Below are 14,772 nucleotides of genomic sequence, written 5' to 3' on the forward strand. Positions count from 1 at the left end.
CCCGCCGTTCACTTTACCGAACGACTAACTTTGAAAAGTCACGCATGGCGGGTGGGGACAAGCCCCGCCCCTACATCGACCCGATTACGTGCCAAAAACCAATCAGGTGGTAAACCGGCAGAAGGTGCCCAGCGGGAGCTTGCGGGCTCCGGCATCGTGGAGGTAAATTTCCCCGATTTCGCGTTTGTCGCGCATGGTGGGGAAGATTTCGCTGACCAAGTTGTCCAGAATCAGGGCCGAGAAACCGAGCGAATAGAGGTTGACGAGGAAGAAGTGGTCTTCGGGGTCGAGCAACTGCTGGCAGAGCTTGAGCATCTCGTTGAGCTCGTCTTCGAGCTGCCACTTCTCGCCGTTGGGACCGCGGCCGTAGGCGGGCGGGTCGAGGATGAGGCCCTGGTACTTGCTGCCGCGCTTCACCTCACGCTTTACGTACTTCATGGCATCTTCCACCAGCCAGCGCACCCCGTCAATGCCCGAGGCCTCCATGTTGTCGCGGGCCCAGAAGTTGACCTGCTTCACCGAATCGAGGTGCGTTACGTCGGCGCCGGCGGCGCGGGCGGCCAGGGTGGCCGCGCCGGTGTAGGCAAACAGGTTGAGCACGCGCGGCTGGGCCGCCTTGCGGCGCCGCGTTTCGTTATAGATGAACTGCCAGTTGGGGTCCTGCTCCGGAAACAGCCCCACGTGCTTAAACGACGACATGCCCAGCCGAAAGCGCAGCTTCAGGCCGTCGGGTCGCTCGTAGTTGATGTGCCATTGCTCGGGCGTACCAGGCTTTATTTTCCACTGGCCGCGCTCCTGGCTGCCTTTTTCGCGGGTGAAAATGGCATTGGCGCGCTGCCATTCCGAGGCCGGCAGGTGCGGGTCCCAGATAGCCTGCGGCTCGGGGCGGGCCAGAATGTGCTGGCCGAAACGCTCCAGCTTCTCGAAGTTGCCCGCATCGAGCAGCTCGTAATCGGCCCAGGGGCTCGTGGTAAGGAAAGTATACATGCTGGGGCAAAGGTAAAGAACCGTGGATAGTGAACAGGGAGAGAAGGTCATTCTGATCTTGTCGAAGAATCTCTACCGCTTCGTTGTAGTAGTAGCCCTCCGAACCGGTAGAGAATCTTCGACTACGCTCCGACACTGGCTCTGTGCGCCACATGTTCAGAATGACGTTCTTTTTCGCTCACCCGCCCCGCCGCCGTATCTTTGCCCCATGAGCACCACGCTGCACTTCTGTAAGTACCAAGGCACAGGCAACGACTTCGTAATGGTCGATGACCGCGCCAACCAGTTCGACGCCGCCGACCACCAGCGCGTGCGCCACCTCTGCGACCGGCGCCGTGGAATCGGGGCCGACGGGCTGATTCTGCTGCGCGAGCACCCGGAGTACGATTTCGAGATGGTGTATTTCAACGCCGACGGCCATCTGGGCTCGATGTGCGGCAACGGTGGCCGCTGCACAGTAGCCTTCGCCCGGCAGCTGGGTGTCATTGAGTCTGAAACCCGTTTCCTGGCCATCGACGGCCCCCATGAGGCCCGCGTGGCGGCCGACGGCACCGTACACCTGCGCATGCAGGACGTGCGCGGCCAGCAGGAAATCGACGACTATGGCGTGTTTCTCGACACCGGCTCGCCCCACCTCGTACGCTTCCAGCCGGCCGGCAGCCTGAACGGGCTGGACGTGGTAACCGAAGGCCGCACCTTGCGCAACGGCGACTTATTCCGCGAAAAAGGCACCAACGTAAACTTCGTGGAAGTGCCCGCCACACCCGATCAGCCCTGGCCGGTGCGCACCTACGAGCGCGGCGTAGAAGACGAAACGCTAAGCTGTGGCACCGGCGTGACGGCCGTGGCGCTGGCCGCCTCGCGGCACGGCGCGGCCAGCCCCGTACAACTGCGCACGCCCGGCGGCGAGCTGAGCGTAGCCTTCGAAACCCAACCTGATGGCTCGTTCACCAACATCTACCTCAGCGGCCCCGCCACCTTCGTGTTCGAAGGCACTATATAGCCTGAGCAGCGGAGGTCGATGTAGGGGCGGGGCTTGCCCCCGCCCGCCGTTAAAGCTATAGAACGAAATTGCTGAAGCGGAGCATACGGCGGGCGGGGACAAGCCCCGCCCCTACATCGACCTCCCTGGGGGGCATATATTTTAGAGGCTTGGTTGCTAGCGCTCTGAAAGACGTTCGTTTCCTCGCCCCAGCTACTACGGCCTAATCCATGTCTGAAACCGACTTTCTCACCGTCCACGACATCCACCTCGAAGAGCACGGCCAGCCAATACTACATGGCATCAGCTTCGAGCTGATGGCTGGCCGTAAGCTGGCTTTGGCGGGCGAATCGGGGGCGGGGAAGAGCACGTTGCTGCAGGTGATTGCGGGATTGGTACAGCCCACGGCGGGGGAAGTACGGTTTGCAGGCCGCCGGGTGCGCGGGCCCCAGGAGGTGCTGGTGCCAGGCCATCCGGGCATCGTGTATCTGTCGCAAAAGTCCGATTTGCCCAAGTCGCTGCGGGTGGAGCAGGTGCTGCGCTATGCCAGCAAGCGGCCCGCCGCCGAGGCTCAGGCCGTGTACGAGGTCTGCCGCATCAGCCCGCTGATGGCCCGGCGCACCGACCAGCTTTCGGGCGGCGAGCAGCAGCGGGTGGCCCTGGCGCGGCTGCTGCTCTCGGCCCCGCGCCTGCTGCTGCTCGACGAGCCTTTCTCCAACCTCGACCGCACCCACAAGCAGCAGCTCCAGCAAGTCATTCGCGAAGTGGGAGAGGAGTTGGACATCACCTGCCTGCTCGTCTCGCACGACCCCACCGACACGCTGCCCTGGGCCGATGAGCTGCTGGTGCTGCACCGGGGCCAGCTGGTGCAGCAGGGCGCGCCCGAACAGGTGTACCGCCAGCCCGTGAACGAGTACACCGCCGCCCTGTTCGGCGACTACAACCGCCTCGAAGGCCCCGACCTGCGCGCCCTGCTGGCCTTTTCCCCGCGCCGCCGCTTGCCTGGCCCGGTACTGCTCGTGCGCCCCGAAAACCTGCAGCTGGCCTCCGCTGGCAGCCCCGGCGCGGCTGGCACCGTGCGGGTCGTGCGCTTCATGGGCAGCTATTACGAGGTCGAAGTGCAGCTACCCGCCACGCTGCTACGAGTGCGTCTGCCGGCCGCAGCGGTAGTAGCGGGAGAAGCGGTAGTGGTACAGTTAGCGGAGGGCGCGCCGGTTTCGTTTATAAGTGGCTAAGCACAACGCACTATCAACCAAGCACTGAAAGATGTTGCAATCCGACCTCATCCGCCTGCGCCCGCTCGAAGCCGACGACTTGGAGTTTCTATATCAACTGGAAAACGACCCGGCCGTGTGGGGCGTGTCGGATACGCTGGCGCCTGTGTCGCGGCACGTGCTGCGGCAGTACCTGGACAGCGCGGCGGCCGATTTTTTTGAGGTGCGGCAGCTGCGGCTGGTACTCGAAGATTCGGCCAGCGGGGCGGCGGTGGGCACGTTGGATTTGTATGGCTTCGAGCCGCTGCACCAGCGGGCGGGCGTGGGCATTACGGTGCTGGCCAGCCACCGGCGCCGCGGCTACGCCCAGGCCGCGCTGGTGTTACTGCTGCCCTATGCCCGGCAGGTGCTGCGCCTGCACCAGCTGTACTGCACTATCGGGGTCGATAATGAGGCCAGCCAGCGGCTGTTTGCGGCGGTGGGCTTTGCGCGGGTGGGCCTGCGGCGCGAGTGGCTGCGCACCGCCGGCGGCTGGCAGGATGCCGTGGAGATGCAGTGCCTGCTGTAACGGACGGTACTCTGGGGCGGGTTTTCGCACCATTCGCCGCGCTTAACCGGCCCGCTGATAATAAGTTTACAGCATCTTCAGGCTACTATATCCAGCTTCTGCCAGCCAGAAAAAATAGTAGTAGCTCAACAATATCCTTTTAAAAAGGCGGGCGTATAGGCGAAGGGAGCCGGGCAGAAAGGCCCGTGTAGTTACCCGGTTTTCTTCATTCGTTTATACTGCTTTCTATGCCATCTGCCCCGCTGGCGGAGGTGCCCGCGCGCTCCGCTGCCGCCAACTACGTTGGCCAAACCACTACCTATTCTCTGCCCGACGTAGTGTGCTTTGCACACCTGCACTGGGATTTCGTGTGGCAGCGTCCCCAGCACCTAATGTCGCGCTTTGCCCAGCAGGGGCGCGTGTTTTACGTGGAGGACGCCTTTTATCATGACAACGATGAGGTGCAGCCTCATATCGAAATAAAGGAGCGCCCCCACGGCCTGAAAGTAGTGGTAGCCCACCTGCCCGACCGCCTGCGCCACGATGCCCCGGCCGCCGACGCAGCCCAGCAGGCGCTGCTACAGCAGTTTTTCCAAGAGCAGAACCTGACTAATTACCTGTTCTGGTACTACACGCCCATGGCCCTGGGCAAGTCGGGTGGCTTTGCGCCGTCCCTCACGGTGTACGACTGCATGGACGAGCTGGCCAACTTCAAGTTCGCGCCGCCCGAGTTGCGCGAGCGGGAGCAGGAGCTGTTCCGAAAGGCCGACCTCGTGTTTACCGGCGGCCATACGCTCTACGAAGCCAAACGCCAGCAGCACCCCGACGCGCACCCCTTCCCCAGCAGCATCGATAAAGACCATTTCGGCCAGGCCCGCCAGCCGCTACCCGACCCCGCCGACCAGGCCGGTATTGCGCACCCGCGCATCGGCTTCTTCGGAGTAGTAGATGAGCGGCTTGATATTGAACTGCTGGGCCAGTTGGCCGAAGCGCATGCCGAGTGGCAGTTCGTCATCATCGGGCCGATAGTCAAAATCGACCCCGCCACGCTGCCGCAGTCGAGCAATATTCATTACCTCGGCGGCAAAGATTACCAGGAACTCCCCACCTATCTGGCGGGCTGGGATGTAGCCACACTGCTGTTCGCCGACAATGAAAGCACCAGGTTCATCTCGCCCACCAAAACGCCCGAGTATCTGGCCGCTGGCCGCCCGGTAGTCAGCACGCCCATCCGCGACGTGGTGCGGCCCTACGGCGAGTTGAACTTGGTGCAGATTGCCGCTACCGCCGACGAGTTCGGCCAAGCCATTGCAACAGCCCTTACCCAAACCCAGGACGCCGACTGGCGCCAGCGCACCGACAGGTATCTGGCCACCATCAGCTGGGACCAGACCTGGCAGCAGATGGTAGACCTGATGCAGCAGCGGATTGAAGCAAAGTGACTGGCAACCCGAAAGTAGCAGTAATAGTTTCGCTGAAATAGCCAATTATTTTGGCTGAATTTGCTAAAAAACAGCATCAAAATGCAGCTTGTTTTGTTCAGGTAAACAGAGCTTGCTTCTCCGGTAACGAATACCTCATATGTATGCCCGTCGGTTAGGCGGCAGGCTCTCCAACCCATTTCCCAAACACCGATTTATGTTCGATTATTTGATAGTAGGTGCCGGGTTTGCCGGCAGCGTGCTTGCTGAGCGGCTGGCTACTCGCTCCAACAAAAAAGTATTAGTAGTTGACAAGCGCAACCATATTGCCGGCAACGCCTACGACCACTATAATGAGGATGGCATACTGGTGCACAAATACGGCCCGCACATCTTCCACACCAACTCCAAAGACGTATTCGAGTACCTGTCCGACTTCACCGACTGGCGCCCCTACGAGCACCGGGTACTGGCGTCTGTGGATGGCCAGCTGGTGCCGATGCCCATCAACCTCGATACCATCAACAAGCTTTATGGCCTGAAGCTGAATAGCTTCGAGGTGGAAGAGTTCTTCGAGTCGGTGGCGGAGAAGGTGCCGGTCGTCAAAACGTCGGAAGATGTGGTGGTGAGCAAGGTGGGCCGGGAGTTGTATGAGAAGTTCTTCCGCAACTACACCCGCAAACAGTGGGGTATGGACCCTTCGGAGCTCGATAAATCGGTGACCAGCCGCGTGCCCACCCGCACCAACCGCGACGACCGCTACTTCACCGATACCTACCAGGCCATGCCGCTGCACGGCTACACCCGCATGTTCGAGCGGTTGCTGGACCACCCCAACATCAAGGTAATGCTCAACACCGACTACCACGACATCATCGATTTTATTCCCTTCAAGGAGATGATTTTCACGGGTCCGGTCGATGAGTTCTTCGATTTCAAGTACGGCAAGCTGCCCTACCGCTCGCTCGAATTCAAGCACGAAACGCTGAATACCGAGAACTACCTGGCCGCGCCGGTCGTCAACTACCCCAACGACAACCTCTACACGCGCATCACCGAGTTCAAGGCCCTTACCGGCCAGCAGCACCCCAAAACGGCCATCGTGTACGAGTACCCCAAGGCCGAGGGCGACCCGTATTACCCCGTGCCGCGCCTCGAAAACGCCGAGCTCTACAACCAGTATAAGAAGCTGGCCGATGAAACCCCGAACGTGCATTTCGTGGGCCGCCTGGCTACTTACAAGTACTACAATATGGACCAAGTGGTAGCCCAGGCCCTCACGCTCTATAAGAAGCTTACCGAGAAGTCGGACGAGAAGCCACGTAAGCCCGCCATTGCCGGCTCAACCGCCTTAGTCAACAAGATGGTAGCCCGCGACCCGGCTAAATCGTAGGTTTTCAGGCTATTATCGTCTAGCCGCAAAACGTCATCCTGAGCGCAGCAAAGGACCTTATTCACTCCTGACGGCCATATAAACGGCACGTTTTGGGGTGATAAGGTCCTTTGCTGCGTTCAGGATGACGTTTTGCGCCTAACTGCCAGCTAACCTGACAAGCCGGCCGGCCAAACCGAATGTGCACAATGTTTGAGGATGGGCCGCTTGTCGTTTCGGAACCGGAGTGGCGTGGCGGCTTGAAAAGAGCCGGGTGATTCCCGAAAAACGCCGTAAATTTGAACTGCGCCCCGGCGTTTCAATTAAGGTAACCGCAACATGCTTGATTTTTTAGGGAAGACCGTCGCCAAATTGTTCGGGTCCAAAGCCGACAAGGACCTGAAGGAGATTGTCCCATACGTGGCGCTTATTAACGCCGAATATGCCAAACTGGCACCCATCAGCGACGACGAGCTCCGCGCCCGCACCGACGAGGTCCGCGCCCGCATCAATGCCCACCTGAAAACGACCGACGACCAGATTGCAGCCCTGCATGTACGGGTGAATGCCGATGGCCTCGACGCGGTGCAGAAAGAGGAGCTGTTCGACCAGATTGACGCCCTCGAAAAGCAGCGCAACAAGGACCTGGAGGTGGTGCTCATGGAAGTGCTGCCCGTCTCCTTTGCCATCACAAAGGAAACCGCCCGCCGCTACGCCCAAAACGGCCAGCTGACGGTAACGGCCACCGACTACGACCGCGAGTACGCCAGCCGCAAAGGCAACGTCACCATCGTCGGCGACCAGGCCATCTGGAGCAACAAATGGCTGGCAGCTGGTGCCGAAATCGTCTGGGACATGGTGCACTACGATGTGCAGCTGATTGGCGGCGTGGTGCTGCACCAGGGCAAAATTTCGGAAATGGCTACCGGCGAAGGCAAAACGCTGGTTTCGACCCTGCCGTCGTTCCTGAACGCGCTGGCCAAGCGCGGCGTGCACCTAGTTACGGTGAACGACTACCTGGCCAAGCGCGACTCGGAGTGGAACGCGCCGCTGTTCGAATTCCACGGCATTACCGTGGACTGCATCGACAAGCACCAGCCCAACACCGACGCCCGCCGCAAGGCCTACCTGGCCGACATCACCTACGGCACCAACAACGAGTTCGGCTTCGACTACCTGCGCGACAACATGGCCCGCGACCCGCAGGAGCTGGTGCAGCGCAAGCACCACTACGCCATGATTGACGAAGTGGACTCGGTGCTCATTGATGACGCCCGGACCCCGCTCATCATCTCCGGCCCCATCCCGCGCGGCGACGTGCATGAGTTCCACCAGCTCAAGCCTCGGATTCAGAAAGTAGTGGAAGCCCAGAAAAAGCTGGTGCAGAACTACCTCGTGGAGGCCCGCAAGGCCATCAAGGAAGGTAACTTCGGCCCCAAGGAGGGCGAAGGCGGCCTGGCGCTGTTCCGCGCCTACCGCGGCCTGCCCAAGAGCAAGCCGCTCATCAAGTTCCTGAGCGAAACCGGTATGCGCGCCGCGCTGCAGAAAGTGGAGAACTTCTACCTGCAGGACAACTCGCGCCAGATGCCCCAGGCCGACCAGCCGCTGTACTTCACCATTGACGAGAAGAACAACCAGATTGAGCTGACCGAAAAGGGCCTCGACCTGATTACCGGCGAAGGTGAAGACCCGCGCCTGTTCATCATGCCCGATATCGGTTCGGAAATAGCCGATATTGAGAAGAACGCCGCCCTGAGTGGGGAGGAGAAACTGCACGCCAAGGAGCAGCTGATGGACAACTTCCAGCAGCAGTCGGAGCGCGTGCACACCATCAGCCAGCTGCTGAAGGCCTACACGCTGTTCGAGCGCGACGACCAGTACATCCTCACCGAGGATGGCAAGGTGAAGATTGTGGATGAGCAGACCGGCCGCGTGATGGAAGGCCGCCGCTACTCCGACGGCCTGCACCAGGCGTTGGAGGCCAAGGAAAACGTACGCGTCGAGGAGCTCACCCAGACCTACGCTACCGTAACGCTGCAGAACTTCTTCCGCATGTACCACAAGCTGGGCGGCATGACGGGTACGGCCGAAACCGAGGCCGGTGAGTTCTGGGAAATCTACAAGCTCGACGTGGTCGTGATTCCGACCAACCGCGGCATCGCCCGCAAGGACGACGACGATAAGGTGTACAAAACGGTGCGCGAGAAGTACAACGCTGTAGCCGACGAAATTCAGGAACTGGTGCAGGCCGGCCGGCCCGTGCTGGTAGGTACCACGAGCGTCGAAATCTCGGAGCTGGTGAGCCGCATGCTCAAGTTCAAGGGCATTCCGCACCAGGTGCTCAACGCCAAGCAAAACCAGCGCGAGGCCGAAATTGTGGCCGGCGCAGGCTTCCCCGGCACCGTTACTATTGCCACCAACATGGCTGGTCGGGGTACCGACATCAAGCTGCGCGAAACGAGCAAGGAGTCGGGCGGCTTGGCCATCATCGGTACCGAGCGCCACGAAAGCCGCCGCGTCGACCGCCAGCTGCGGGGCCGCGCCGGCCGCCAGGGTGACCCGGGCTCCTCGCAGTTCTTCGTGAGCTTGGAAGACAACCTGATGCGCCTGTTCGGCTCCGACCGCATTGCCAAGCTCATGGACCGGATGGGTCTGGAGGAAGGCGAAGTGATTCAGCACTCGATGATTACCAGCTCGATTGAGCGGGCCCAGAAGAAAGTGGAAGAGAACAACTTCGGCATCCGTAAGCGCCTGCTGGAGTACGACGACGTGATGAACGCACAGCGCGAGGTGGTGTACAAGCGCCGCCGCAACGCCCTGCACGGCGAACGGCTGGAGCTCGATATCTGGAACATGATTTACGACGTCTGCGAAGACATCGTGGTGGGCCATAAGGGCAGCAACGACTTCGGCGACTTCCAGCTGGCCATCATCCGCATCTTCGGCTACGACACCCACCTGACGGCCCAGCAGCTTACGGGCATGACGGCCGGCCAGCTCACGCAGTTGCTGTATGATGAGGCCTTGGGCTATTACCACAGCAAGAACGAGTTCATCGGCAACAACGCCATGCCGCTCATCAACGACCTGCTGAGCCAGAACGCACCCTACGAAAACATTGCCGTACCGTTCACCGACGGCCGCAAGCAGATTCAGGCCGTGGCCAACCTGCGCCGCGCCCAGGCCACCCAGGGCCAGGAGGTGATTCGGGGCATGGAAAAGGTAGTGGTACTGTCGGTTATCGACGAGGCCTGGACCAAGCACCTGCGCGCCATGGACGACCTCAAGCAGGTGGTGCAGAACGCGGTGTACGAGCAGAAGGACCCGCTGCTGGTGTACAAGTTCGAGTCGTTCGAGCTGTTCAAGCAGATGATCAGCAAGGTGAACGAGGACACCATCCAGTTCCTGTTCCGCGCCGACGTGCCGATGCAGGCCGGCCAGGATGGCGAGGACGAGTTCGAGTATTTCACCGAGGACGAGCTGCCCGTAGCCCCGCCGCAGCCCAAGCTCACGATGGAGAAGGAAACTTCGTCTGTGTCGCTCGGCGCGGGCCCCGAGGACCTGGAGCAGGACGGCGCCATGACGCAGGTGTTGGAAAAGCAGCAGCCCATGAAGTCGCAGAAAGTGGCCAACCGCAACGAAAAGGTGAGCGTACAGTATATGGACGGCCGCATCGTGCGCGACGTGAAGTTCAAGCAGGTGGAAGACGACCTGCTGAACGACCGGGCCGTACTGATTGACTAGCTGGTGCTCTGGGGTCAGGTTCTGACTTCAGACAGCCGCCTGTCATCCTGACGAAGGAAGGACCTTATTGCGCTTGAACGGCCGTAGCAACGACTCGTTTCAGTGCGATAAGGTCCTTCCTTCGTCAGGATGACGGACGTTGAATTACCTCCGGAACATAAGTAATAAATCCCCCGCCAATGAACCTCGCGCCCTACATCGACCACACGCTGCTGAAGCCCGACGCCACGCCGGACCAGATTGCGCGGCTTTGCGCCGAGGCGGCGGCCCACCACTTCGCTACCGTGTGCGTGCCGCCCTGCTACGTGCGCCAGGCCGCCGAAGCGCTGCAGGGTTCGGGCGTGGCCGTGTGCACGGTTATTGGGTTTCCGCTGGGTTACTCACTGGCCAAGGTGAAGTTTTTTGAAGGCCACCTGGCCCTGACCGATGGGGCCACGGAGCTGGATATGGTGCTGAACGTAGGTGCCCTGAAAGCCGGCCGACATACCGAAGTAGAGGACGAAATCGGACAGTTGGCCGAATTGTGCCGCCTGCGTGGGGCCTTGCTCAAGGTTATCATCGAAACGGCCTTGCTTACGGAGGCCGAAATCGTGACGGCTTGCCAGCTCTGCGCCGAGGCCGGGGCCAACTTCGTGAAAACCAGCACCGGCTTTGCCAGCCGTGGCGCGTCGGTGGCCGATATCGAGCTGATGCGCGCTTCGCTGCCCACCCACATCCGCCTGAAAGCCTCCGGCGGCATCCGCACCCGCGAAGCCGCCCTAGCCCTGGTAGCAGCCGGTGCAGACCGCCTGGGTGCCTCCGATGGCGTAGCTTTGCTGGCCCAACCCGCCTCTGAAACCGCCACTTATGATTCTGACCACGACTCTTCCGCTGCTTCGTAACGTGCTGCTGTTGTGTGGCCTACTTTCGTTGGGCGCCTGTGCCGCCACAGGGCCCGTGGCACCGGCTGCCGATACTACCCGCCGTGCCCCGCAGGTGCCGCCCGAAGACCTGAGCCGTTTCCGGCCGGTATTTCCGGCACCTAAAGCACCGGTTGCGGCAACCGCGCCGCGGGTGCGGCCGGTGCCACCTGCCAACCAGGTAAACGACCAGATAGAGCAGCGCCTGCGCGATTTGGCCTATACCAACCGCAACGTTAAGTACGCCCAGGGCTACCGGGTGCTGGCGTATGTGGGGCTGGAAAAGGATAAAGCCATGAGCATCCGCCGCGCCATCATCAGCCGCTACCCCGAAGAAACCGACTATCTGACCTACAAGAACCCCATTTTCCGGCTGCAGGTTGGCGACTACCTCACCCGCCTCGAAGCCGCCCAAGCCCTGTTGCGCCTGCGCCCGTTGGCCCCCCGCGCCGAGCTGGAATCCATGCAGGTAATCATCAACAAAACGGGGTATTGAAATTGAGCTGCTAGCTGAGAGCTATTAGCTGTTAGCTTTCGTTCTCCTGTTCGCAATGCTGTAGATGACGTTTTTTTAGCTAACAGCCTTAATCTATGAATCATCTTCTCTCCCGTGTAAAGCAGCTGGCGGCCGAAACGGCAGCTGATACCGTAGCGCTTCGCCAACACCTGCACGCCCACCCCGAGCTGTCGTTTGAGGAGCACGAGACGGCGGCATTTGTGACGGAGCAGCTACAGAAACTGGGGCTGCAGCCACAACCCATTGCCGACACGGGCGTGGTAGCCATTATCGAGGGGCGCAACCCCGGTAGCCGTACCGTGGCGCTGCGGGCCGATATGGACGCGCTGCCCATTACCGAGCAGAACGAGGTGCCCTACAAGTCGCAGAAGCCCGGCGTGATGCACGCCTGCGGCCACGATGTGCATATGGCCTCGCTGCTGGGCGCGGCCCGAATTCTGGTGGCGTTGAAAGACGAGTTTGAAGGCAGCGTGAAGCTCATGTTTCAGCCCGGCGAGGAGCGCCTGCCCGGCGGTGCTTCGCTGATGATTGCCGAGGGCGTGCTCGAAAACCCGAAGCCGGCCAGCGTGCTGGGTCAGCACGTGTTCCCGATGCTGCCGGCCGGCAAAGTAGGCCTGCGTCCCGGCCGCTACATGGCCAGCACCGACGAGTTGTACCTGACCGTGCGCGGCAAGGGCGGCCACGGCGCCATGCCCGAGCAGAACGTAGACCCGGTGTTGGTGGCGGCCCACATCATTGTGGCGGCCCAGCAGATTGTGAGCCGCCGCGCCAACCCCAAGCTGCCCTCGGTGCTGAGCTTCGGGAAAGTTCTTGCCCAGGGCGCCACCAATGTTATTCCCAACGAGGTCTATATGGAAGGCACCTTCCGGACGCTGAACGAGGAGTGGCGCAACGAGGCCCACACGCACCTGCGCCGCCTTTGCGAGGGCTTGGCCGAGAGCATGGGAGCGAGCTGCGAGCTGGAAATCCGCCGTGGCTACCCCTACCTCGAAAACGAGCCCGCCCTCACGGCCCGCACCGAGCAGGCCGCCGTGGAATACCTGGGCTCCGAAAACGTAGTGGAACTTGACCAGTGGATGGCCGCCGAAGACTTCGCCTACTTCAGCCAGGCGGCCAGCGCCTGCTTCTACCGCCTCGGCACCGCCGCTGCCGATGGCAGCGGCCGCCTCACCTCCAGCGTCCATACACCTACCTTCGACGTCGATCCGCACGCGCTGGAAGTGGGCCCCGGCCTGATGGCGTGGCTGACACTACGCGAGCTGGCAGAAAAATAGCCCGGCTAGCCAACGGCATACCGGTGGCGTTCTTAGCTTTTTCCTGATACTATTGTGGTGTCGGCTTCGGCCCATCATCTATCCGCTCCCTATTTATGCGCCTTTCTCCGCTTGCCGCCATTGCGGCCACCTCCCTGCTGGCGCTGTCTGCTATGCCTGCGGCTGCTCAGCGCCGCTTCACTACTGAATGGACCGTGTTGCCCGAGCTGCAAGCCGAGTTTGCGCTGCGCGGCAACGACTACCTGCTGGTCGGGTTTAATCTGGCGCGGCCGGTCGAGGTTGATAATGCCTACAATGTAGACCCGGGCTTCCAGTTCCGCTTGGGCTACGAGCGTTTCTGGAACCCCAATTGGAGCTGGGGAGCGACTTTTCGCGTAGGCAGAAACGCTTATGGCGGGAATGGCGACTTCCTGAATATGCCCGGCAGCATCGTGCCAGGCCTGCTGCTACGCCACAGCTCTAAAATAGGGCCATTGCGCTTCAGCCAGCGGCTGGCGGCCGAATATGCAACCAGCTTCGTTATTCTGGGCGACTCGCCACCCAACCGCGCCCTGGCCCGCCTGCGCCTGGGCCTTGACCACGAGTTTGGCTTGGGTTCTACGTTGAAATTGCGTCCTCGCCTGTCGTATGAAGTTCTCACCTACCTGCGCTTCCAGCGCGATGAGGACCAGGCCAAAGAACAGTTCGTTGATTTAGGCGGCCTGCGCGGTGAGTTGGGTGTGCGTCTCTCGCCCCGCTTCGACCTGACACCCTGGGTGGCCTCGCAAACCAGTTACATGAAGGCCCTGGACCAATTCGATGTTAACGGTAACCGTGTATCAGGCGGCAATTTCAGGTTTGTAACTCCGGTTGTAGGGCTCGACCTGCGCGTAACGCTGGGCCGCGCCGCCCTCGATGCCGACCGCCAGCCGCTGCCCACGCAGCATTAGCAGGCTATAGTGTCAACCTGGCATTATGAATAAATCGACATGCAGTGTCTATAGGCGTTTCGATTGGCAGTAGGAGAGAAGGTGAGTTGAATAAAATGTCAATGTGGCATTTGAGCTCGATTGGTACAGCTTTTATGATGTAGGGGTGTTGCTGGTTGACAAACCGGCTGTTCAACTTCAACCTTACGCTCTGTACAACTATGCCAACGCTGCTGTATAACAACCGTCTGGCCCGCCCTTCCTTTCATTCGGCGCTCAACGAAATGCTGCGTGATACGCTGCCGGCCCAGACCAAACCCACCGAATCGTTCAACCCTGCCGCCGACGTGCTCGAAAGCCCCGAAGGCTTCCAGCTGCAGCTCGTGCTGCCCGGCGTAGCGAAGGAGGATGTAAAAATCGACTTTCAGGAAGGCCGGCTCACCGTCAGCGGTGAACGGAAAGCCCCGGAAGCCGCCGAAAATGCCCCGAAATTCCGCCGCGTCGAGTCGGGCTACGGTACGTTTTCGCGCACCTTCCGTCTGCCCGATACCGTGGCCGTAACGGCCATCAGCGCCGAACTCACTGACGGAATTCTGCACCTGACCCTGCCTTTCGACAGCAAAAAGGTGGGCAAGCTGCAGATAGAGGTACGCTAATCGTTTCTCAAAAAGGACGCTCAACGAGAGCGTCCTTTTTGCTTATCAGGAGTGGTTAATGCGCTCAGCGTCTGCTGCTCGCTTAAAACAATCTACCAACGGGCTGTTTTAAACCCTGAACGCCCATGCAACCGGGCACCATAGATCAGGTATCCGGCGTTGTAGAAGCACTCAGAGAAGTGCTGGCTGCGCCGTTTGATTGTCTGCTCCGCTTTTTCATTGTAAATTCAATTTTCGCTATTTACCCCTAA

At 60.7% G+C, this 14,772-nt stretch carries 12 protein-coding genes; 11 read left to right on the forward strand and 1 reads right to left on the reverse strand.

What is annotated here, in order from left to right; genetic code table 11:
• Nucleotides 1-102 precede the first annotated feature (102 nt).
• Nucleotides 103-987 carry a class I SAM-dependent methyltransferase gene (locus HW554_RS09150; protein WP_176908280.1) on the reverse strand — a complete coding sequence of 295 codons (885 nt, stop codon included), beginning with the start codon at nucleotides 985-987 and terminating at the stop codon, nucleotides 103-105.
• Between the two features lie 208 nt (nucleotides 988-1,195).
• Between HW554_RS09150 and dapF the strand changes: the two genes are divergently transcribed.
• From dapF to HW554_RS09205, 11 genes are all read left to right on the forward strand, one after another.
• Nucleotides 1,196-1,990, forward strand: a complete 795-nt coding sequence (dapF, locus tag HW554_RS09155) for a diaminopimelate epimerase (RefSeq protein ID WP_176908281.1) — start codon at nucleotides 1,196-1,198, stop codon at nucleotides 1,988-1,990.
• 209 nt (nucleotides 1,991-2,199) lie between these two features.
• On the forward strand, nucleotides 2,200-3,204 hold the full coding sequence (locus HW554_RS09160; protein WP_176908282.1) for an ABC transporter ATP-binding protein: 1,005 nt from the start codon (nucleotides 2,200-2,202) through the stop codon (nucleotides 3,202-3,204).
• 31 nt (nucleotides 3,205-3,235) lie between these two features.
• Complete coding sequence (locus HW554_RS09165; protein ID WP_176908283.1) at nucleotides 3,236-3,751, forward strand: GNAT family N-acetyltransferase; 516 nt, start codon at nucleotides 3,236-3,238, stop codon at nucleotides 3,749-3,751.
• Between the two features lie 227 nt (nucleotides 3,752-3,978).
• The gene (locus tag HW554_RS09170; protein ID WP_246285165.1) at nucleotides 3,979-5,172 is read left to right on the forward strand and encodes a glycosyltransferase family 1 protein; all 1,194 of its coding nucleotides are present in this window, start codon (nucleotides 3,979-3,981) and stop codon (nucleotides 5,170-5,172) included.
• A 196-nt stretch (nucleotides 5,173-5,368) separates the two neighbouring features.
• Entirely contained in the window at nucleotides 5,369-6,544 is a 1,176-nt protein-coding gene (gene glf, locus HW554_RS09175) for a UDP-galactopyranose mutase (RefSeq protein ID WP_176908284.1), read from the forward strand.
• 318 nt (nucleotides 6,545-6,862) lie between these two features.
• Nucleotides 6,863-10,267, forward strand: a complete 3,405-nt coding sequence (secA, locus tag HW554_RS09180) for a preprotein translocase subunit SecA (RefSeq protein WP_176908285.1) — start codon at nucleotides 6,863-6,865, stop codon at nucleotides 10,265-10,267.
• Nucleotides 10,268-10,446: 179 nt separating this feature from the next.
• Nucleotides 10,447-11,148 carry a deoxyribose-phosphate aldolase gene (deoC, locus tag HW554_RS09185; RefSeq protein ID WP_176908286.1) on the forward strand — a complete coding sequence of 234 codons (702 nt, stop codon included), beginning with the start codon at nucleotides 10,447-10,449 and terminating at the stop codon, nucleotides 11,146-11,148.
• Nucleotides 11,114-11,662 (forward strand): sporulation protein, encoded by a 549-nt coding sequence (locus HW554_RS09190; protein ID WP_176908287.1) that lies wholly within the window; start codon nucleotides 11,114-11,116, stop codon nucleotides 11,660-11,662. Before deoC ends, HW554_RS09190 begins: the two co-directional genes overlap by 35 nt.
• Nucleotides 11,663-11,757: 95 nt before the next feature.
• Complete coding sequence (locus HW554_RS09195) at nucleotides 11,758-12,957, forward strand: M20 metallopeptidase family protein (protein WP_176908288.1); 1,200 nt, start codon at nucleotides 11,758-11,760, stop codon at nucleotides 12,955-12,957.
• Between the two features lie 95 nt (nucleotides 12,958-13,052).
• Nucleotides 13,053-13,886: a hypothetical protein gene (locus tag HW554_RS09200; protein ID WP_176908289.1), complete on the forward strand. Its 834-nt coding sequence runs from the start codon at nucleotides 13,053-13,055 to the stop codon at nucleotides 13,884-13,886.
• 200 nt (nucleotides 13,887-14,086) lie between these two features.
• Nucleotides 14,087-14,521 (forward strand): Hsp20/alpha crystallin family protein, encoded by a 435-nt coding sequence (locus tag HW554_RS09205; protein WP_176908290.1) that lies wholly within the window; start codon nucleotides 14,087-14,089, stop codon nucleotides 14,519-14,521.
• Nucleotides 14,522-14,772 lie beyond the last annotated feature (251 nt).

The sequence above is a fragment of the Hymenobacter lapidiphilus genome (genome assembly GCF_013377885.1).
GTDB classification, from domain to species: Bacteria; Bacteroidota; Bacteroidia; order Cytophagales; family Hymenobacteraceae; genus Hymenobacter; species Hymenobacter lapidiphilus.

Bases quoted from the DNA above. Each gene is read 5' to 3' on its own strand.
- HW554_RS09170 (WP_246285165.1), top strand. From the start codon at position 3,979: ATGCCATCTGCCCCGCTGGCGGAGGTGCCCGCGCGCTCCGCTGCCGCC.
- HW554_RS09150 (WP_176908280.1), bottom strand. From the start codon at position 987: ATGTATACTTTCCTTACCACGAGCCCCTGGGCCGATTACGAGCTGCTC.
- HW554_RS09195 (WP_176908288.1), top strand. From the start codon at position 11,758: ATGAATCATCTTCTCTCCCGTGTAAAGCAGCTGGCGGCCGAAACGGCA.
- HW554_RS09165 (WP_176908283.1), top strand. From the start codon at position 3,236: ATGTTGCAATCCGACCTCATCCGCCTGCGCCCGCTCGAAGCCGACGAC.
- HW554_RS09160 (WP_176908282.1), top strand. From the start codon at position 2,200: ATGTCTGAAACCGACTTTCTCACCGTCCACGACATCCACCTCGAAGAG.
- deoC (WP_176908286.1), top strand. From the start codon at position 10,447: ATGAACCTCGCGCCCTACATCGACCACACGCTGCTGAAGCCCGACGCC.
- glf (WP_176908284.1), top strand. From the start codon at position 5,369: ATGTTCGATTATTTGATAGTAGGTGCCGGGTTTGCCGGCAGCGTGCTT.
- HW554_RS09205 (WP_176908290.1), top strand. From the start codon at position 14,087: ATGCCAACGCTGCTGTATAACAACCGTCTGGCCCGCCCTTCCTTTCAT.
- HW554_RS09190 (WP_176908287.1), top strand. From the start codon at position 11,114: ATGATTCTGACCACGACTCTTCCGCTGCTTCGTAACGTGCTGCTGTTG.
- HW554_RS09200 (WP_176908289.1), top strand. From the start codon at position 13,053: ATGCGCCTTTCTCCGCTTGCCGCCATTGCGGCCACCTCCCTGCTGGCG.
- secA (WP_176908285.1), top strand. From the start codon at position 6,863: ATGCTTGATTTTTTAGGGAAGACCGTCGCCAAATTGTTCGGGTCCAAA.
- dapF (WP_176908281.1), top strand. From the start codon at position 1,196: ATGAGCACCACGCTGCACTTCTGTAAGTACCAAGGCACAGGCAACGAC.